The organism is Paenibacillus tuaregi (genome assembly GCF_900086655.1).
GTDB lineage: Bacteria > Bacillota > Bacilli > Paenibacillales > Paenibacillaceae > Fontibacillus > Fontibacillus tuaregi.
Genome location: NZ_LT575476.1, coordinates 1,157,894 through 1,177,755 on the forward strand (window position 1 = coordinate 1,157,894; position 19,862 = coordinate 1,177,755).

Annotated in this window: 18 protein-coding genes; 12 read left to right on the forward strand and 6 right to left on the reverse strand. The window is 48.7% G+C overall.

Annotated features, from left to right (window positions below; translation table 11 throughout):
• Positions 1-12: 12 nt before the first annotated feature.
• The 4 genes from BN6628_RS05285 (at position 13) to BN6628_RS05300 (ending at position 4,670) form a co-directional block, all read left to right on the forward strand.
• Complete coding sequence (locus BN6628_RS05285) at positions 13-1,392, forward strand: PQQ-binding-like beta-propeller repeat protein (RefSeq protein WP_068615282.1); 1,380 nt, start codon at positions 13-15, stop codon at positions 1,390-1,392.
• A gap of 175 nt (positions 1,393-1,567) precedes the next feature.
• Positions 1,568-1,894: a hypothetical protein gene (locus tag BN6628_RS05290; protein ID WP_148449260.1), complete on the forward strand. Its 327-nt coding sequence runs from the start codon at positions 1,568-1,570 to the stop codon at positions 1,892-1,894.
• Between the two features lie 140 nt (positions 1,895-2,034).
• Entirely contained in the window at positions 2,035-2,406 is a 372-nt protein-coding gene (locus BN6628_RS05295) for an Ig-like domain-containing protein (protein ID WP_068615288.1), read from the forward strand.
• 293 nt (positions 2,407-2,699) lie between these two features.
• Positions 2,700-4,670, forward strand: coding sequence for a methyl-accepting chemotaxis protein (locus BN6628_RS05300; RefSeq protein ID WP_068615291.1), 1,971 nt, complete (start codon positions 2,700-2,702; stop codon positions 4,668-4,670).
• A 240-nt stretch (positions 4,671-4,910) separates the two neighbouring features.
• Here the strand turns inward: BN6628_RS05300 and BN6628_RS05305 are convergent, their stop codons facing one another.
• Positions 4,911-6,071, reverse strand: coding sequence for an MFS transporter (locus tag BN6628_RS05305; RefSeq protein ID WP_068615294.1), 1,161 nt, complete (start codon positions 6,069-6,071; stop codon positions 4,911-4,913).
• Positions 6,072-6,266: 195 nt separating this feature from the next.
• Here BN6628_RS05305 and thrC point away from each other — a divergent pair, with 195 nt between their 5' ends.
• The 3 genes from thrC (at position 6,267) to BN6628_RS05320 (ending at position 10,250) form a co-directional block, all read left to right on the forward strand.
• On the forward strand, positions 6,267-7,667 hold the full coding sequence (gene thrC, locus BN6628_RS05310) for a threonine synthase (protein ID WP_068615297.1): 1,401 nt from the start codon (positions 6,267-6,269) through the stop codon (positions 7,665-7,667).
• Positions 7,668-8,064: 397 nt separating this feature from the next.
• The gene (locus BN6628_RS05315; RefSeq protein WP_068615299.1) at positions 8,065-8,829 is read left to right on the forward strand and encodes an exodeoxyribonuclease III; all 765 of its coding nucleotides are present in this window, start codon (positions 8,065-8,067) and stop codon (positions 8,827-8,829) included.
• Between the two features lie 29 nt (positions 8,830-8,858).
• On the forward strand, positions 8,859-10,250 hold the full coding sequence (locus tag BN6628_RS05320; RefSeq protein WP_068615301.1) for an aldehyde dehydrogenase: 1,392 nt from the start codon (positions 8,859-8,861) through the stop codon (positions 10,248-10,250).
• Between the two features lie 112 nt (positions 10,251-10,362).
• Here BN6628_RS05320 and BN6628_RS05325 read toward each other — a convergent pair whose 3' ends face one another.
• From BN6628_RS05325 to BN6628_RS05345, 5 genes are all read right to left on the reverse strand, one after another.
• Entirely contained in the window at positions 10,363-10,938 is a 576-nt protein-coding gene (locus BN6628_RS05325; RefSeq protein ID WP_068615303.1) for a hypothetical protein, read from the reverse strand.
• Positions 10,939-11,108: 170 nt separating this feature from the next.
• Complete coding sequence (locus BN6628_RS05330; protein WP_068615305.1) at positions 11,109-11,876, reverse strand: MerR family transcriptional regulator; 768 nt, start codon at positions 11,874-11,876, stop codon at positions 11,109-11,111.
• A gap of 99 nt (positions 11,877-11,975) precedes the next feature.
• Complete coding sequence (locus BN6628_RS05335) at positions 11,976-12,314, reverse strand: VOC family protein (RefSeq protein ID WP_068615307.1); 339 nt, start codon at positions 12,312-12,314, stop codon at positions 11,976-11,978.
• Positions 12,315-12,419: 105 nt separating this feature from the next.
• A complete protein-coding gene (locus BN6628_RS05340; RefSeq protein WP_068615309.1) occupies positions 12,420-13,541 on the reverse strand; it encodes a VanZ family protein in 1,122 nt (373 codons plus the stop codon).
• 186 nt (positions 13,542-13,727) lie between these two features.
• Positions 13,728-14,459: an MORN repeat-containing protein gene (locus BN6628_RS05345; protein ID WP_068615310.1), complete on the reverse strand. Its 732-nt coding sequence runs from the start codon at positions 14,457-14,459 to the stop codon at positions 13,728-13,730.
• Between the two features lie 217 nt (positions 14,460-14,676).
• Here BN6628_RS05345 and BN6628_RS05350 point away from each other — a divergent pair, with 217 nt between their 5' ends.
• The 5 genes from BN6628_RS05350 to BN6628_RS05375 all read left to right on the forward strand — a co-directional run bounded on the left by BN6628_RS05350 (position 14,677) and on the right by BN6628_RS05375 (position 19,847).
• Entirely contained in the window at positions 14,677-15,603 is a 927-nt protein-coding gene (locus tag BN6628_RS05350; RefSeq protein WP_068615312.1) for a DMT family transporter, read from the forward strand.
• Between the two features lie 227 nt (positions 15,604-15,830).
• Complete coding sequence (locus BN6628_RS05355) at positions 15,831-16,325, forward strand: hypothetical protein (protein WP_235847582.1); 495 nt, start codon at positions 15,831-15,833, stop codon at positions 16,323-16,325.
• Between the two features lie 395 nt (positions 16,326-16,720).
• A complete protein-coding gene (locus tag BN6628_RS05365) occupies positions 16,721-17,191 on the forward strand; it encodes a GNAT family N-acetyltransferase (protein ID WP_082926806.1) in 471 nt (156 codons plus the stop codon).
• Positions 17,192-17,638: 447 nt separating this feature from the next.
• A complete protein-coding gene (locus BN6628_RS05370) occupies positions 17,639-18,646 on the forward strand; it encodes a glycosyltransferase (RefSeq protein ID WP_068615316.1) in 1,008 nt (335 codons plus the stop codon).
• Positions 18,647-18,689: 43 nt separating this feature from the next.
• Positions 18,690-19,847: a glycosyl hydrolase family 8 gene (locus BN6628_RS05375; RefSeq protein ID WP_068615318.1), complete on the forward strand. Its 1,158-nt coding sequence runs from the start codon at positions 18,690-18,692 to the stop codon at positions 19,845-19,847.
• Positions 19,848-19,862 lie beyond the last annotated feature (15 nt).

Below are 19,862 nucleotides of genomic sequence, written 5' to 3' on the forward strand. Positions count from 1 at the left end.
GGGGAATATGGGTTGAGCAGGCAGCGCCTATGGGGCGGCAGGTTAACCGGCAAATTCATGATTTGCCTGTTGGTGGCGGTTGTGGCTGCAGGAACGGCTTCAGCAGAAGGGGAACGGCATAACATCTTCGAGGCCGCCGGGCTTGGGCCGGGTATACGAATTACCGATGTTCAGTTGACTAGAAATGTCCAGTACACCCTTGGCGGGATTACTTCCGAGAAACATGGTTATATCGCGCTGGCGAATAAAGAAGGGGACATTATTTGGTCCAAGGATGTTGAAATTTCCGAGGATGACAAGCAGATTCAATTTACAAGCGTACAGTCTGATGTGCAGGGGGCTTATTTTCTCGGCGGTTCCCAGCCAGGGAGAAGTCAATATTATGCCGATCTTTATTTTACTAAGCTGGATAACAGCGGAGCTGTGAAGTGGAAAAAGGTTGTTGAGACGGGAGGCTTTGGGTACGTTTATTCTGTTGCTCCTGTATCAGATGGGGGTATGGTTTACACTGCCGTCTCGTCCCAAAATGGTCAGTCTCAGGATGCCTATATTGGAAGGTTGAACAAAAAGGGAGAGTCCGTCTGGACCAAGGTGATTTCTTCAAGTGGCTCAGACCCTGAAGGGGTGACCGCAGAGTCTATCTATCCTTCTGCGGGTGGGAGCTTTCTAGTTGGAGGAAGCCAGAACGGCAGATGCTCGGTATGGAAACTGGATTCAGCGGGGAAGATGGTGTGGAGCAAAAATTTCAAGGGAGCTTCAAGCGGCAGGGTGATCGCATCCAAGGATGGGGGAGGTATCGCGGCACTCGTAAGCAGAACAGGAGAAGGTCGGCTGGTAAAGCTTGGGCGGGCAGGCGGCGAAGAGTGGAGCCAACCGTTTAAGGCCAAAGCAATCTTGTCTCTTGAACTGTCACAAGATGGAGGTTACTTGCTTGGTACCTCTGAAGGAATCGTTAAATTCAACCATCAAGGTGAAGTCCAAGGGACGTCAAATATACGTAAAGTAACCGGCTTGTACAAGACCGCCGGGACGGCTATGGTTGCAGTCCGTTCCTTAAACCGTTTGGAGAAACTGTCTTTAGGCAGTTTCACTTCACTTAAGTCTGATCGAAATCTGCCCAAGCTGCAGCCGAAGGTGGCGGACAAGCTTCAATTCGACTCCGAGGAATACAGCATCAGCAGCGGGGATACCTTTGATACGGTCGTACTCTCCTCCAGATCCGGCAATGGAAGGCGTGTGCCAGTAACCAAGCTCAGCAAGTTCCAATCAGATAATCCGAAGGTGCTCACAATTGACAACGAAGGGAACATTACAGGCGTGAAGCGGGGAAAGACCGTGATCCGGGCGAGCTATGAAGGGCAGAGCGTTGCTGCGGAAGTGAGTGTGTACTAGCGGCATTTAACCATATAGGCCAACTAAATATCTACAGCAGGTCAAGACTGAAGTGCTCAGTGCGCATCTTGACTTGCTGTTTTTTTTATACATGGGTGAACCAAATTTTAGGAGGAGTGTATAAAAAATAAAAGGGATTAGCTGAAAAAAAGGTCTGTTCAGCAGTATGACTGCGGTGATGCTGGTTGCGGGCTCATGGTCGGGGCAAGCCTCGGCAGCGGAGAGAGATGCACAATCTGGGATTCAGTCGGCTTTACCACCTAGTTCTGCGGGAGTCCAGGAGCCTGTGACCCAGTGGGAGAAGAAGCTGGATGGGGTAGTCAGCGAAATTACAGGTGTATCTCAAATTGAACAGAGTAAGTTTTCATTTGGGGGCTTGGGTCAGCGTAACTCATACAATGAATTTGAGCACGCCGTTTTAGGCCGCATGGATGAGCAAGGGAACTTGGAGTGGAGGATATCTTATAGCCAGTCGGGGTGCCGAACAATTCAATTTGCTTAAGACAGATGGAGTAGGAAATACGGAATGGAGTAAGAAAGTGGGAAGCGGCAGTATACAATGGCTTGATGAGAATCCGCATGGATATTTTTTGGAGCAACAACCGGAATTTATCAGACCGACATTTCAGGGGAAGTGTAACTGTGGCAGAATCTCTTGCGAATAGAGAGGTTGTAGCGGTCGCGGATAAAAATCGTTTGGTCAAGTTGTCGTGGACCACTCCTGCCGATCCGGATAATCCTGGCACCGACCCGAATCTGCCTGGGGATGGCTTAAGGTTTGAAGATGAAGAGTACAGCATTAATGTGGGAGACACCTTTAATATTGTAGTTACAGTAAATGGACCGGAAGGAGCTCTTGTTAAGGTAACCAAATTCAGCACGTACAAATCCGATAACCCGGACGTGCTGTCCATTGATGCGCAAGGCAACATCACAGGACTGAAGCGTGGGGTGGCCGTAATCACGGCCACTTATGGTGGCAAGACGGCAGCAGCAATGGTGAATGTTTATTAATATATTCTATCAATAAGTAGGATTGAACCCTTCAGCCATAGTGGGCTGGAGGGTTTTTGTGATGCTCAGAAACAAGTGGACTTAGGATTGCCTGGTAAAATCTGTGTTAAAACATTTTCGGCAATTAATATAAAATCCTGTCTTTTTTTGTCGATATAACTAATTAAATCATAATACAAGGTGTAACAAATTAAAGATTTGCAGGGACATATTCTCGATCATGTTATATCAGCAGCAATATCTTTAATTCAATCCACTTAGTAGGCAAAAAAAATAATATTCGAGGTGCTGCCATGTCTGTGAAATTTAAGCTGATTACCATGTTTATCTTAGTTGCCCTAATCACGATTGCGCCTACCAGCTATTTAAGTTTTAAGAATCTGGAGCAGCAGGCTACCCAAAGGGTCGAGAGCAAAATGCTAGGAACAGCCAATACAGTAACTAGTGATCTGAATGGCTGGATTCAAGGGAATATTAAGGTCGTCAAAACTTTGGGAACACTCCTGCAAGACGCTGTGTCTGAGGACCAACTGACCCCCGCTTATCTGCAGGCGCATAAAAATGATGACATCGCCCGGAGTGTCACGAGTATTTATGTTGGATATGAGGATGGAAAGTTTATTGATTCGGGAAATGCACCGCAGAATTTTGATCCCCGGAAGAGACCGTGGTACAAGCAGGCCAAAGAGACTGGCAAGCTCGTAGTTACGGATCCTTACCTTGATATGGGAACGAAAAGCTATACCATTTCCATCAGTTATCCCTTCAAAAATCAAAACGGTCAGCTTCAAGGAGTAATCGGACTGGATATTCTGCTGTCCGATATTACGTCGATTGTGAGCAAGGTGAACTTGGATGGGATGGGCTTTGCATTCTTGGTGGATAAGAATGGAACTGTCCTGGCTCATCCGGACAAGAAGCTGCTCAATACGAATCTCAAGAACAACGCTGACCTGAAATCTGTGGTAGGCGATATGATATCCAAGCCTTCAGGCCAAGCGGAGTATACCCACACGAATGAAACCCAGATCCTTGTGTATAAAAAAATTCCGAGCTCCGGGTGGGTGGTGGCGGCGTCCATCTCCAAAGATCTGGCTTATGAGCAGCTGACTCGAATCCGCACACAGTTTATTTGGATTAACGTGGCTGCGCTTGTGGTTGTGATAGCTTTGGCGTTCTTTCTCTCCATGCAGATTATTAAGCCTTTGGCACGCCTTAAAGCAACCTCACAGAAGATGTCTGAAGGGGATCTGACGGTGAAAGTATCCGTTAACGGGAAGGATGAGATTGCCGAGCTAGGGCACTCCTTTAATACCATGGCGGAGAATTTACGTCATCTTATTCAGAAGGTGGCGGATTCAGCCACCACGATAGACACTACATCCAAGAATATGCATCATCATGCGTCTGACAGCGGCAAGATCGCGGAACAGATCTCGACGGCAGTGGAAGAACTGGCCAAGGGAGCAACAGACCAGGCAGAGTCGGTCTTTACGGGAGCAGAGATGGTCACTGAGATGACCCAGTCAGTTCAGCGCATTTCACAGAACGTCGAACGCTCTGTCCAGATGATCGATCAAGTGAACCAAGCGGTGAGCGATGGCTTTAAGACCATTGTGAACCAAGTACAGCTCTCGGGTGAGAGCAAGCTGACCACGAAGGATGTGGGGGAATCCATTCAGCTGCTGGCAGATAAATCACACCGGATTGAAGAGATTGTCGGAGTCATTCATAACCTTGCCACACAGACTAATCTGCTTGCTCTGAATGCCGCTATTGAAGCGGCCCGGGCTGGGGAGCACGGCAGAGGATTTGCTGTCGTAGCCGGGGAGGTCCGCAAGCTGGCTGAGCAGTCGGCCGCATCAAGTGACAATATTATTGTGCTGATTAAGGAGATTCAGCAGGCCACCCTGCAAAGTGTGGATAAGATGGCAAAGGCCAAACAAGTCGTAGAATACCAGGAGTCTGCGGTAAGCGATACGAAAGCCTCGTTTGATAAAATTAAGGAATCTGTAGAGAATATTGTGGTCCAGATTCATGAGGTGTCTGCAGCGGAAGCTGCGCTGAGTGCCAATGCCACCAATATTTCCGATGTCATCTCGACGGTTGCGGCCGTGGCGGAACAAAGCGCGGCATCTACGGAAGAAGTAGCTTCCTCGACTCATGAGCAGTCGGGAGCGATTATCCAGATCTCTGAACTGTCCGGGGAGCTTACGAAGAACGCGGACAGTCTTCTGGAAGAGGTCGGTAGATTTAAGATTTAATCTAATACTAATAAAACACCTCCAAGAAAATGCAACCCCATGTCATAAGATATGGACAGGAATCTTGGAGGTGTTTGTCTTGTGGCAGCAGGCCAGTTGGATCAGCTTCAGAGAGAAGGTGCTGTTTAAACGGCTAATCTGTAGTTAGAGTGCTGGGCATAACTTGGCATTAGATCATACACAGTATCTTTGAAAATACCAAGAGGCGGCACAACCTGTGCCGCCTCTACATGTCTACTTCTATTCTTGGGCTGCGGGGATATTCCGCCTTCCATATATCCGGTTCAGCACAATCCCGAATACCATGCCGGCGAGCGACATGACCGAGATTGTTAAGAACAGCGCCTGCCCGCCAAAGGCCTCATACAGGGCTCCGCCAGCATAGGAGGCGATAATTCCCGATACACCGAAGAACAGGAGAGCCAGTACCGTCTGACTGGTAGCCCGCCATTCGACCGGCGCAATCCGGTACAAGTACTGGATTGCGGCAGAGTAGAATATAGGGAAGGTGAGAATTTGCAGTAGTTGAATGTACACCAGAGCATGCGGGTCTGTGACCCAGGCTGAGATGAAGAAGCGCAGGAAATAGAAAGCGCTGGCAATAGTAATGATCATCAGCTCGTGTCCCTTGCGCATCCACCAGAAGCTGAGGGCGAAGACGATAATTTCACTGCCCGCAGCAAGGAACCAGGCCTGGCCGACGAGCTCGGAATTCCCGCCGAGCTGGCCGATGTAGACCCCGAGGAACGTATCGTTCATCCGGGCCGGGACAGAGCTGATGAACACGAGAACCAGGAACAACAGAGTTTCGCGGTTCCCGAGAAACTTCTTCAGGCTCTCCAGTGTAACAGGTTTCCCGGCAACGGGGGCATCTGGCATAATCAGACTGATCAGGAAGCTGACACCGCCGATGATGGCGAACAGGTAGGCAAGGCTATGGGCTCCGTACCAGGACATAATATATCCCGCGGCAAGGGACATAACCCCATAACCCAAAGCGCCATAAGTACGGATTGAACCGTAGCTGACCCCAGCTGCTTCACCGACCCGGAAGTTGAGGCTTTCGGTTAACGGATCGATCGGCATCAGAAAGAAATAGAGAAACATGGCATAGACAATCAGCATGCCGTAGTTTGTCGAGGCATAAAGCAGATATCCCAGTAAGGTGGAAAATATTATCAGCAGCAGAAGCACTTTACGGATGGTCTTGGTGCGGTCACTGATCATCCCCCATAAGGGCTGGGCAATAATTGTGATAAATCCGCCGCTTCCCACGATGAATCCAATTTGGGCCGGATTCAGCCCTTGTTCGCTGAGATACACCGGAAGAAACGGGATAAAGATGGCCAGAAGCGCAAAATACAAAAAATTAAACGCCCGCAGCGGGGTAGTTGATTTCATAGCTATAATACCTGCCTTATGATGACATATTTGATTCACTGAACCAATTTATTCATTGTAACATGGTAGTGCACATTTCTGAATCCGGGATTTAACTTTAAGCATGTAAACGAATAAAATTAAAAATAGTACTTGGTTGATGGACTCTTAAAGGTTAATATAGACATAATCAAAATACACTTTTGGAGGAAGAGTATGCAATATGTTAGTACACGGGGGCAAGTAGAACCCAAAGGTTTTATCGATACAGTGCTCATGGGGCTTGCGGATGATGGCGGATTGATGATTCCCCGGGAAATCCCGGTCATTTCCCCCTCCACCTTGGAAGAGTGGAGGAATCTGAGCTATGAAGAGCTGTTCCTGCGCATTTTCTCTTACTACATTAATAATGAGATTCCTGCCGAGGAATTGAAGGATATGGTACGGCGCAGCTATGCGAGCTTCCGTTCTCCGGAAGTGGCACCGGTTAGAAAGATTAATGACTCTCTGTACATTCTTGAGCTGTTCCATGGTCCTACCTTTGCTTTCAAGGATGTAGCGCTGCAATTTATGGGAGAATTCTATTCTTATGTCTCCAAGAAGCAGGGGGAGATCATTCATATTCTCGGAGCTACCTCTGGAGATACCGGAGCGGCCGCGATCCAAGGTGTACGAGGCAAGGAAGGGATTAAGATTTGCATTCTCTATCCTCATCAGAAGGTCAGCAAGATTCAAGAGCTTCAGATGACCACGGTGAACGATGACAATGTGCTCAACCTCTCAGTCAAAGGAAACTTTGATGACTGCCAGAAAGTGATTAAAGACCTGTTCTCGGATCTGGACTTCAAGGCGAAGCATCATCTTCGGGCGATCAATTCGATTAACTTCGTGCGTATTCTGGCCCAGACCGTATATTATTTCTATGCCTACTTCCGTACGGATCTGGAGGACCAGCAGTCCAAGAAGATCAACATCAGCGTGCCATCCGGCAACTTCGGTAACGTATTCTCCGGCTTCCTGGCCAAGAAGATGGGACTGCCTATTCATAAGTTGATTATTGCGACGAATGAAAATAATATTTTGGAGCGCTTTGTGCGCACTGGTGAATACAAGCCAGGGGACTTTAAGAGTACGTACAGTCCTTCCATGGATATTCAGGTTGCCAGCAACTTTGAGAGATATCTCTATTACCTGCTGGATGAGGATGCCGGGAAGGTCGCGGAATATATGGCTCAACTGAAGAATGAGGGACAAATCAACATCAGTCCTGAGCTTCTTAAGCGGGTACAGTCTGAATTTTCGGCTTACGGGGCTTCCAATGAGGAGTGCCTTGAATATGTCGGAAAATATTATAACGAGTATAACTATTTGCTTGATCCGCACACGGCATGCGGGATTGCAGCTTACCAAGAATGCAGCGGAGACGGCGAAGTTACCATATCGCTTGCTACCGCCCATCCGGCAAAATTTGATGAAGCCATTGGACTATGCCAAATCAAGCAGCAGTTCCCGGATGAAATCTCGGCTCTCTTGTCGAAGCCTCAATACCAGCAGGTTGTTGACTACGATCAGGACAAGATTGTTCGTGAACTGGAAACGTTCTACGGAGACAAGTAAGAGAGTTAATTTTATAAATAGAACCTTCGATATTCCCACCCCTTGGGATGGCATCGAAGGTTCTTTGTCTTTTGCGCTTAAATCTATTTCTGTCCGAATGGGGATTCTGATCTGGAACTCGTTCACATGCGCTACAGCCGGAAGCGCGAGGAGAGCTCTTGAAGCTCCACGGTCTTAGTGGTCAAGATCTGCACAGCCTCTTCAACCTCTTTCATGGTTGCAAGCTGCTGATTCACAATAAATCTCATTCTTGCAACCTTCTTTCATTCTAGGTTTCTAAAAGATTTCATAAGTCTTTGCTCTCTATCTATCGTATAATTTAGGCTGTTCCTAAAGACGATGGATCTGAATTTATAGAAGTTGGGTTAAATTACCTACAGTAAGGGGGAAGAATAAGGTGAAGCTGGTATCCTGGAATGTGAACGGGCTGAGAGCCTGTGTGAATAAAGGGTTTAATGATTATTTCGACGCGGTGGATGCGGATATATTTTGTGTGCAGGAGATCAAGCTTCAGGAAGGTCAGATCGATCTGGATCATGGAGGAAGGTATCTGCAGTATTGGAACTATGCCGAGAAGAAAGGCTACTCCGGGACAGCGGTATTCAGCAAGATCAAACCGCTATCGGTGCGCTATGGCCTGGAGGAGGATCATGAGCCGGAAGGGCGCGTGTTGACCCTGGAGTTCCAGGAATTCTACCTGGTTAATGTCTATACGCCAAACGCCAAGCGGGACCTGTCCAGGCTGGATTATCGTCTGGAATGGGAGGACCGGTTCAAGTCTTACCTGCAGAAGCTGGATGCACGCAAGCCGGTTATCGTGTGCGGGGATATGAATGTGGCGCACCAGGAGATTGATATCAAGAATGCCAAGGGGAATAAGGGCAACTCGGGATTTACAGCTGAGGAACGGGAAAAGATGACCCGGCTGCTGGAAGCCGGATTTATAGACACCTTCCGCCACTTTTATCCGGACCGGAAGGAGGCTTACAGCTGGTGGTCCAATATGCCCAAGGTTCGGGAGCGGAATGTGGGCTGGCGGATCGACTACTTCCTTGCTTCCACAAGGCTTGGGCCTAATCTGGCTGACGCCGAGATTCATTCTCACGTCCTGGGAAGCGACCACTGTCCGGTCGTATTAATTCTAGCGGATGAGTTGAAATAGATGGATGGCTACTAGAAGAGGAGGAGCCTATGAATGATTCTAGCCCTATCAGACAAGAGATCGAAGCATATCTCCAGCGGCAGCGGCGTTATCAGGAGGGCGGGAATACCCGCAGTGTGAGCATGAGGTTGGAAAGATTGGCGCGGCTTGCGGAGGTGCTCAGGTCTTATGAGCGCGATATTATGGCTGCGCTGCAGCAGGATCTGAACAAGTCTGAGCTGGAATCCTACACAACCGAATTGGGGATTGTGCTTGAGGAGATCAGACACATTCGCAGACGCCTGCGCAGGTGGGCGAAGCCGCGCAAGGTCAAGACAGCGCTCACCCATGTCGGCTCCAAAGGCTATATTGTGCCTGAGCCTTATGGCACCGTGCTGATTATCGCCCCATGGAATTATCCCTTCCAATTGGCAGTATCCCCGCTGGTTGGAGCGGTTGCGGCAGGGAATACAGTCGTGCTAAAGCCCTCCGAGCTGGCGCCTGCCATGTCGGCGCTGCTGAAGCGGATACTGGGCGAGGTGTTTAGCGAAGATGAGGTGGTTGTCCTAGAAGGTGGTGTAGAGGTAAGCACCGCACTGCTTGAACAGAAATTTGACTATATTTTCTTCACCGGGAGTGTGAATGTTGGACGCATTGTGATGGAGGCCGCTTCCAAGCACCTTACCCCGGTCACCCTGGAGCTTGGGGGGAAAAGTCCTTGCATCGTCCATCATGATGCGGATGTGAAGCTTGCGGCCAGACGGATTGCCTTCGGTAAATTCACCAATGCGGGCCAGACCTGCGTGGCCCCAGATTATTTGTGGGTTCATAAGGACATCAAGGATGAATTGTTATCCGAGCTGAAGATTGCCGTGCATAGTTTCTACGGGGAACGCCCCCTGCAGCATCCTGATTATGGCCGGATCGTAAGCCGCAGGCACTTCGACAGGCTGGTATCCTTCGCGGGGAATGGGCGGATTGTTATGGGGGGCGGCTCGGATGAGGAGCTCCTCAAGATCGAACCTACCGTCATTGACCAGGTAACTTGGGATATGCCTATGATGAAAGAGGAAATCTTCGGTCCGGTATTCCCGGTCATGGAGTATGATTCCCTGGATCAGGTTATCCAAGGAGTCCGCAGCCATCCCAAGCCGCTAGCGCTGTACTTGTTCAGCGAGAGCCGCTCTGTCCAGCAGCAGGTAACAGAGTCCCTATCTTTTGGCGGCGGCACGATCAACGACACGCTGATGCATCTCGCGACCCCCTATTTGCCGTTCGGCGGCGTCGGGGAGAGCGGTATGGGCAGCTACCACGGCTATGAGAGCTTCAAGACCTTTTCGCATGAGAAGAGCGTGCTCGTGCAAACTACCCGTTTTGACTTCACTTTCCGTTATCCTTCCTCCAAATATGCTCTGAAAATAATGAAGAAGCTGTTGAAGTAAAGGAAAGCTGTCTGCGCCATGCTCAGTACGGGCAATGAAAAAACAAAACCCCCTGTCTAAAAGACGGGGGGTCTCATTTAATCTGAAGGAGAGCACTTAAGAGGAGCTCTTTTTATTTTTGCAAAATATATTGACCTGTTCCCTTGTATGTATTCGTCTTAGAATTCCAGGTCAGAATTCCTTCCACCGGGTCCCATCCGCCTTCTTCCCGGTACTTTTTCCAATATTGAAGTACCCTTCCCTTGGAATCGATCTTAACTCCCTGATCGCCCATCAGCTGCAGCACCTTCTTCAGTGTTCCTCCCTGGAGTCTGTATACATACAGCTGGGTATTTGAAGGGAAATAGGAGTAGGTCACAGCAACATGTTTTTCTTTTTTGGATACCGGGTAGATTTGGATGGATGGGTCCTCCCCGTATTCCTCGTCGCTTATTATTCCTGTATTGATAAGAGCAACAGCACCTTTGGAATTCATGTAGTAGAAGTTACCCGATTTAGTCAGCACAAAAGATTCATTCTTCTTGTCCGCATTGATGTCCGCTGTTTTTATTACGGTAATGACTTCTTTAGGATACTTTTTCTTCATTATATCCTGAGGTTTAACGGCCTGGGCATCCACAGATGAACCCAAGAACATAGGAATTGAAATTAGTAAAATAAATGATGCTAATAACTTGCTTGCTTTCATATGGACCTCCGTGTACAGTTCCCCGTCATTTAAACTGGACTTACTGCTTGGATAATTATGGTGACTTGAAGACTCAGATCAATATACCATACGAGATATGCATGTGAAAAGGCTTAAGGGCAGCCCGTGGGTTGTTATTCCCGAAAGCTGCCCTTAAAAGCCTTATAACCTTACGGGTTGGATACTCCCGTGTAGATCAGTATCGCATCCCGGAGAAATTCTGCCGTTCCCGGCACCTTCTCATCATAATGCGCTTTGAATCTCTCGTCATCCACATACATTTGGGCAAGCCCAGCATGTGCCTCCTTGCTGTAACTGCTCCAGTAGTGAGTCAGCCACTTCTTATGCAGCTCCGCTGTTTTTTGTGCCAGTTCACCTGCCGGGTCCCCTGTTTTGAAGGCTTCGGCCAAAGTGGCATACAGCTCTTCGGTTAGACGGGTAACTTCCTCGTACTCGGATTGGCTCATATTCTTCAGCTTGGCGTTCGATCGGGCGATAGCATCCTCGCCGTATTTCTCCCGGATTTCCTGTCCGTACTTGAGTTCATTTTCATCAATCAGCTTCTGTTTGAAGCCTTCGAATTTTTCCTGATCGGTCATGGTAATTCTCCCTTCATGCAGTGCGATGGTCTTCTCCACATTGGAGATGAGCAGGTCGAGCTGCCTTTTCTTGTCCAGGAGCTGTTCGCGATGGTCCTTCAGGGCGCTGACTCCATCGAAGGAATCGGAGTTCACAAGTTCATTAATCCGTTCCAGACTAAGTCCAAGCTCCCTGTAGAATAAAATGTGCTGTAATTTGTCCACTTCGGCCTGGCCGTAGATCCGATAGCCAGATGAGTTCATTCTTGCCGGCTTAAGAATGCCAATCTCATCATAGTAACGGAGCGTCCTTGTGCTAATGCCAGCCATCCGGCCAAGCTTCTGTATCGTGTATTCCATCTTGAATTCCCTCCTGACAACTAAAGGGTACACCTTAACGCTACGTGAAGGTCAAGGGGATTTTCGAACTTTTGACCGATTCAGAACTTTTTATTCGGCTCAACTCACCACTTCAACCGTAAATCCCCCTGGAGCCTTCACATAAAAGGTATAGCCGTGAGCATGCTTTGGAGGATTAACATCATAGCCGTCTTCCTTCAGCCTCTGATTGATTTGATCTACGACGGCCTCGCTTTCCTGGGTGAATCCGATATGAAATGTTTCGGGATAGTGAACTTCTGAGCCTTTCATCAAGGTAAGGATAATCTGGTTGTCATCGTTCAACAGAGCAAACGCATTTCCGCGTGTATTCAGACAGCGCAGCCCGAAATACTTTACCAGAAAGTCCTTAGCAGCAGTTACATCCGTGACCGTAAGATTGAGATGGTTCAGAATCATGGGATCACTCCTTTTTCATATTGTTAAGAAGATGGTGGGGGCTTAGTTATCATATTAAACCGAAATAATGGCTGGTGTAAAATGGAAAAAAAGAAGAACAAGGGCCTATAACGGTCCTTGTTCTTCTTTAGCGGAAGGAGAGGGGGCATGCCATATAATCTGGTGGCTTGTTTTACTAATTTTCTCATAGAATAAGGCTGAATCCTTGCGGATTACCCGGATGATAACATGGAAGAAGAACCAGGCGTTCATGGCGAACACCACCAGCCCCAAGAAGGCTCTTCCGATGTCGGGGATTTCACCCAGAGAGCCAACCATCAGCCGATTCATTCCGAAGAAGAGCCAGTATAGAAGACCGTAACGGACGATCAGGGATGCAAGGCTAATCCGCTCCTGTCCGTCGGTGAGACGGATGCGCACCAGCCATTTTCCGGGAGTAACCCCGTTAGTGATCCAAGGCATCAGAATGAAATACAGGCCAGTTGCCACCCAGAAGGAGAAAGGGATTTGGAGAATAATGCATATTCCCAGCAGGATAGGCCATAGTATGGAGTCCACTATGAAAGCCATTGCCCGCCGGGTATAAGTAACCCGTTTGGCGGATATATCCACCTTGGCATCGAGCTGCTCGATACGGGGCAGCAGACCGGCCAGCCATTCAGCTGCAAGATATCCTATGATTCCCCCAAGCGTATTGGTCATTAAATCGTCAACGTCAAATACACGGTAGGCATGGTCATACAGGCCATAAATGCCGGTAACCTGTGTCACCTCGAAGAACAGGGACAGCAGGAACGAGAGCAGCAGTCCGCGCAGCCAGTTGATGCGGAAATAGTAGCGGAGCACCATCCCGAAAGGAACCGTCAGCAGCACGTTGAACACAACCTGAAGAAAAGCGCGCTCTTTCAGAAGGTGAATATAGCTGGACGGCTGTGAGAAGTTGACGGAAGTTTCCTTCAGAATATCATGAATAAAATTAAGCGGAACGAGCTGCAGCGCGCCGGAGGCCAGCGGCGGGTTATGCCTTGAGGAGGGCAGCGGCAGTATAACCAGGAACAGAGCGTTCAGCAAGTATAAGAGAAAGAGATAAAGTACTAGCGCCCGCACTTTGTTAATATAACCATGCTTACGGTATTGAACGATCAGAAATGGGAGTGTGAAGGCCATTGCCACAAAAGGGAATGCGAGAAAAGCATACGAAATCGGGAACAAATAAGAGTGAAGCATATAAGTGTACACCTGCCTGTAGGGTAATCTTCAGCTGTTCGCAAACAGCCGGTACTCATCATAACACAGGTTAAGTTGTTTTCTGGTTAAATTTTGTTTAAAAATTGGCATAAGGTCAGAATTTGAAAAAAATAAATAAGACTGCGCTATACACGCAGCCTCAGCTTTTACAAGGGATTATATAGATTATTTCAGTGGAAGCTGTTTGGACAGCTTCTCGAATTGCTCAAGATAAGGATTTATTTTCGTCTGAATCGGCTGCAAATATTTTAAGGCGTCTTGATTCTTACGCTCCTCGGCTTTCGTATCTCCGGGGAATATGGAGTAGACTTTGTGGACAGAGCCGTTAAGGTAATCTACGCTGAACAGGGTTCCCTTTCTCCAATCTGTCTTCATATTCGTATTGCTGCCCATGACAGTCAAGGTTTCGCGGGAGCTTTTGTAGGTGAAGCTGTAATCGGGATCTGCCACGGCATGAATGACATCGTAACCTTCTTGAAGCACTCCGTTCTTAAAGGTTCCCGTTTGAATCTCGTTCCATCTAACGGCACCGTCCTGCATGGTCACTTTGTGGGTCAGCGTGCCTTTGCCATTCATTTGGTCCTGCTTCCAAGCTCCCGTGTATACGATCTTATGCTTCTCTCCATCAGAAACATATTCATTCACGTATTTGCCGGTTCCTTCGCGCTTGCCGCTGATAAAATCACCGGAATACTGCTTGCTTGCCCCCCATGAGATCGTCCCCCTCCCTGAGGGCACACCCTCCTTGACTTCACCGTAATACGTAGCCTGCCCGGCTACCTGAATCCGTTCTTTGACGGAAGCGGCATCGGCTGAAGCTGATGCTGCAGTCACAGAAGCTGCTGTCAAGGAGAGGCTGAGTGCTGCAGTCAGAGTTAGAGCTGATATTTTGTTCATGGTGCTACATCCTTTCAAGATTATGTATTGTGTGTTTGGCTTTCTTCCATATTAGACGCAAGAATCTGCGGTAAGTTGCCATCCCTAGCAGAGCAGACGCCCACGGGGGATGGCTGGTTGAGTGTCCCCCATTGCTGGAATCCACGGCAGGCTCTATAATTAAATGCGGCCTGCGGATGATGTCTGTAGGCATCATCAAGAGGTTAGGGGCAGACTGATGAACATTAAAACTAAATCTTTCGTATCTTGGGAGTTTCTTTATATTATCGGAATTATTGCGATTTCGTTCTCTTCCATCTTTATTCGTTGGTCGACCGCGGAGGTCTCCGTCGTCGGCATGTATCGTCTGTACATGACGAATCTGCTAATGCTGGCGGCTGCCTGGAAATACCGCAAGGAAATCTTATCGCTTAAGCCTAAGCAGTGGCTGGGGCTGCTGCTGTCTGGAGCCATGCTTGGACTGCATTTCCTGCTGTGGATGAGCTCCCTCCGCTTGACTACGGTAGCCAGTTCCACCGTGATTCTGACACTGGAGCCGATTCTTGTAGTGTTCGGTTCATTCTTCTTGTTCGGGGCGAAGATCAACCGCTTCATGATGGCGGGAATGGGTCTTGCCCTGATTGGTTCGATAGCTATCGGCTCAGGAGATTTCAAGCTGTCGGGTACGGCGCTCCAAGGAGATATATTGTCTCTGCTTGGCACGGTAGCAGTTGCCGCCCACATGCTGATGGGCAAGCGGCTGCTGGGGGGAATGAGCGCCTTTGTATATAATTTCTGGGTGTTTTTCATAGCGGCAACCATGCTTGCGGGGTATAATCTGCTCCGCGGTTACCCGTTTACCGGCTATGTGCCGGAGGAGTGGGGGATTTACCTGCTGCTTGCCCTCATACCTACCTTGTTCGGCCATTACTTGTTCAACTGGCTGATGAAATTCATCAGCGCCTCGGCAGTATCCATGGCTGTTCTTGGCGAGCCGGTCGTTGCCTCGCTGCTGGCGTGGCTGCTGCTTAAGGAAAGCTTGACAGGTCTGCAGCTGCTGGCGGGCGCGGCCATTCTGGCAGGGGTATGGATATTTATCCGTTATGGCAAAGAAGCTCCGGACACTGCCGGAACTGAACCTCCGTCGCTTAAGGAGTCTGCCTGAACTTTGAACTGGTGAAAGACCGGGTGCTCGCCGCATCCGGTTTTTTTATGTAAGAGTCCCCTAGGAGACTGATTAATTGTAGCGATATGTGGGGCGTACGTTGTGTACGTTTGTATATTGGACTGTCTCTAGACAGGAGCCCTTCCCGAGTTCCAGGCTTTTACATAGGATAGAGAAATGAAGTCTGAAGAAGTCGGACGCTGGTCTATCCTAAGGAGGGATGGGAAGTGGGCAAGTCTAGAACCATTAGGAGAGGCGGGAGTCAGCGGCGGACCGCGAAGCAGCAGCCGACAGCCGCACTCTTGCGGCGGGTGGCGGCAGGAATGCTGCCGTTCCTGAGAGCTGTGGAACGCAGCCGCGGGTATGCTTCAGCCTGGAGCCGGGCGGTTGTCAAAGCTGACCTGGATGCCATGCGCAGGCTGCTGCATAAGGTGTCGCCGCGGCTTGGAAATCAGGGCCTGGGCAGCAACGGAATTGGCTACTTCATCTCCTTCTCGGCAGCAGGGGCCTATTATTCGAGTGGAACTACGATACCGCCGGGCAGCGTACAATTTTACTTCAATCCCCGGGTGCACCGCTTGGTTGCCAAGGCTCTTCTGCCGTACTATTGCGAGCTGGCCTCCAAATCGGGATACGCGCTGGCACTGGCCCGTGCAATTCGGCGGGGGACCGGATGGCGGCAGCCCGGCTTGTCCGCAGCCGGATTCGAACGCGTGCACTGAAGTCCGTAAGGATCGAAGAGGCCGGGATTGTGCTGAGCTTTAAATATTCATTTAGCAAATATGAATATAACCATCTGCTCATTCAAGAGATTGATTAATGCCAGGAGCCCGCGCAAGCGGGTTTTCTTTTTTTGCCAGTATCCTATTGCAAGTATTCAGTTGTAGGATAAAACAATTTAAACCAAACTTGAACTTGATAAAAGTGGTAGTCCATTCAACAATATTCCATGAGGGAGAATTCACCTCAGAATTTGATGTTCAAGTCCCTACTATGAATTTTAGGAGTGATGGTGCTATGAAAACTTATATCCAAGTTATCCAATTTAAAGAACCAGTGAGAGGTTGTTACTCATAAGGACGTACTCCTCTCATTAGGTAATGGGAGGTAAAAGGAATTGTTAAATGAAGATTTACGCGATAGCTGCGGGCCCGTGGTAGAACTCAGACCGGTTGATGAAAACAACTGGTATGACTGCACCGAGCTCGAAGTGTCAGATGAGCAGAAGAGCTTTTTTCCTGTGCCGGCAGTCTATTGGCTTGCAGAATCAGCCTATTGCGGGTTCACCCCGCTGGCCTTGTACACTGATGAAGAGCTGGTCGGTTATGCTGTAACGGCTGTCGATCCTGACGACGGGAGCCACTGGATCATGGCCTTTATGATTGATCAGCGATTCCAGAATCGGGGTTTGGGAAGATCAGGAATGAAGCAGCTTATCCAGTATATGCGGGATAAGTACGCCTGCAGTAAGATTGTAATCGGGCACCGGCCCGAGAATGTTCAGGCAGCTGCTTTGTACGCTTCCCTAGGCTTTGAAGAGGTAGACCGTGAAGAACAAGAAGTTATTCGTGAATTGAGGTTTTCGTGATCCATCACACGAAGCCAGAGGATCTCGCCGCCATAATTATGGCGGCTTTTTTCGTCTGCTTTGAGAATCTCATCGCTTAGTCGGCGGGTCACCTATATTAGACGGAATGTCCGTAATCCCTCAGACTTAGGGAGCGAGAAATGTTAGTCCTGTTCGTGTGAACAGAGTCATAGTCCGATCGATGCAGGTTAACTTGGTTGAAAATCAGATGAACACATTGCTGTTCAGGAAAAGGATGCCAATTCATAGACAAAAAGGTGATCTTTTAGGCAAAAACTATTGAAATTCCAAGCCGCTGTAACAGGATCATATGTTATATTGGAGGTAATGGAGTAGAAAATTGCCTATTTTCAATTTTGTTTTCAAATTATTTTCATAGATGTAATTCGCTAGGTATCCGGGCCTAGTGTTTATATATGTTTATAAGGTTAAAAAGGAGTGGGATGAATGGACGATAAGCGTGTCTCGGTGGTTGTCCCTGCTTACAACGAAGAGAAGGTTATCCGGTTATGTTATGACGCACTAACGGACGTCATGATGAGCATAGACTATGAATACGAGCTGCTCTTTGTTAATGACGGCAGCAAGGATCAGACGATGCGTATTCTGGATGAGCTGGCCAAGCACGATGAGCATGTGCGGGTGATTAACTTCGCCAGGAATTTTGGCCACCAGGCCGCGGTAACTGCGGGAATCAATCAATCCAGAGGGGACTGTGTCGTTATTATTGATGCGGATCTGCAGGACCCTCCCGAAGTCATTCGTGACATGCTCAGAAAGTGGGAGGAAGGATACGAGGTTGTGTACGGAAAACGGAGGAAGCGCAAAGGCGAGACATTCTTCAAGCTTGCCACAGCTTCGTTGTTCTACCGTTTTCTTAGACGGATGTCAGACACCGACATTCCGCGCGATACAGGGGATTTCCGTCTGATCGACCGCAAGATCGTACATGTGTTCAACCGGATGACAGAGAGGAATAAATTTATCCGGGGGATCGTCAGCTGGATTGGGTTCAACCAGACCTTTGTGGAGTATGACCGGAATGAACGGGCCGCCGGAGAGACGAAATATCCACTGCGCAAAATGATCGCCTTTGCTTCTGACGGAATTATTTCCTTCTCCTCCAAACCGCTCAAGCTGATTACCCGAATGGGTATGCTGACGGTTGTCCTCGCTTTTGTGGTGCTTGTGTACTCGTTATGTGCGAAGTTGTTCAACCTTCCCCAAGTAGAACGTGGCTGGACATCGATTATGATGGCCATTACTCTGTTTAGTGGAGTACAGATGCTATCGCTCGGCATCATAGGCGAATACATTGCCCGCATCTATGATGAGAGCAAGAATAGACCCCAGTACATTATTAAAGACACCGTACACTATCCACATGAGGAAATGAACCGGCAGCAGGGGTCCTACTCAAGTGAATATCCCCGGTCAGAAATGGTATCTAAGTAGACCGGAAAGACCATGAAGCTGGCTCAGAGCGGGAGGTTAGAAGGTGAAAAAATATTGGACAGGCGGACTTAGTGCCGTTTTGCTGCTAAATGTCCTGATGGCTTGTGGAAATGCCCCGGCCCAGACTGCTCTGCCGAAGCCGCCGGAACAGCAGAACAAATCTGAGAAAGCGGTGCCTGACCATACTTCCCGGTTTAGCGATCAGCTTGGGCTGCAGCCGCACCGTGAAGAGACTGAACGTTTCATCATGAGTAAGATGTACGGACCTTATGGAGTGTACACGAATTATCAGGATTCGGGTGAATCGGACACGGCTGCCACAGGGCATGAGGTACTGAGTGAGTCCGCTGGACTTCTGATGCGTTATGACGTGCTGATGAACCGGAAGGATGCCTTTCAGACCGAATGGGAACGGGCGAAGCAGGTTTTTGAGCTTGCTTCAGGCTTCAGCTACCGATACAGTCCCAAGCAGGACAAGAAATATACGATCAATGCTGCCGTCGACGATCTTCGGATGATCAGGGCCTTGTATGATGCGGGGGAGAAGTTTCATTCCGCTGCATATACGGAATTGGCAGACACTTACGGCAAGCGCTTCTCCAGCTATAACATCAAGGGCGGCAAGCTTTACGACTTCTACGACGACACTTATAAGGTCACGAATGATTTTGTTACCTTGTGTTATATTGATCTGACCACGTTGAAACGGCTGCCCATCCCTTCCACAGAAAAGGAAACCTTAATCAGCAGCATGCAGAAGATTATTGAGCAGGGTTACTTGTCGGACGAGTTCCCATTTTACGAGACGAGATATCATTATTCTACGGACACATACCGCTCAGAGGGCATCAATACGGTGGAATCGCTGCTGACGATTCTGTCGTTATCTGAAGCTGGTCTCCAGAAGCCGGCAAGCATTGCTTATTTGAAGCAGCAGGTTAAGGCTGGAACCTTGTACGGAAAGTATGACAAGAAGGGCAGGCCGCAAAATCAGATTCAGTCTACCGCAATTTATGCGATAACCGCGTTGATCGGTTCGGCACTGAAGGATGCTGATTTATATGGGGACAGCATCAAGCAGATGGAGAAATACCGGGTTACGGATAAGGACAGTCCGCTGTACGGCGGATATGGCGATGCGGCTGCTAACCAAGCTTTTTCATTCGATAATTTAATGGCATTGCTCGCTTATGCTCACTAGCAGCTCGGGCATTTG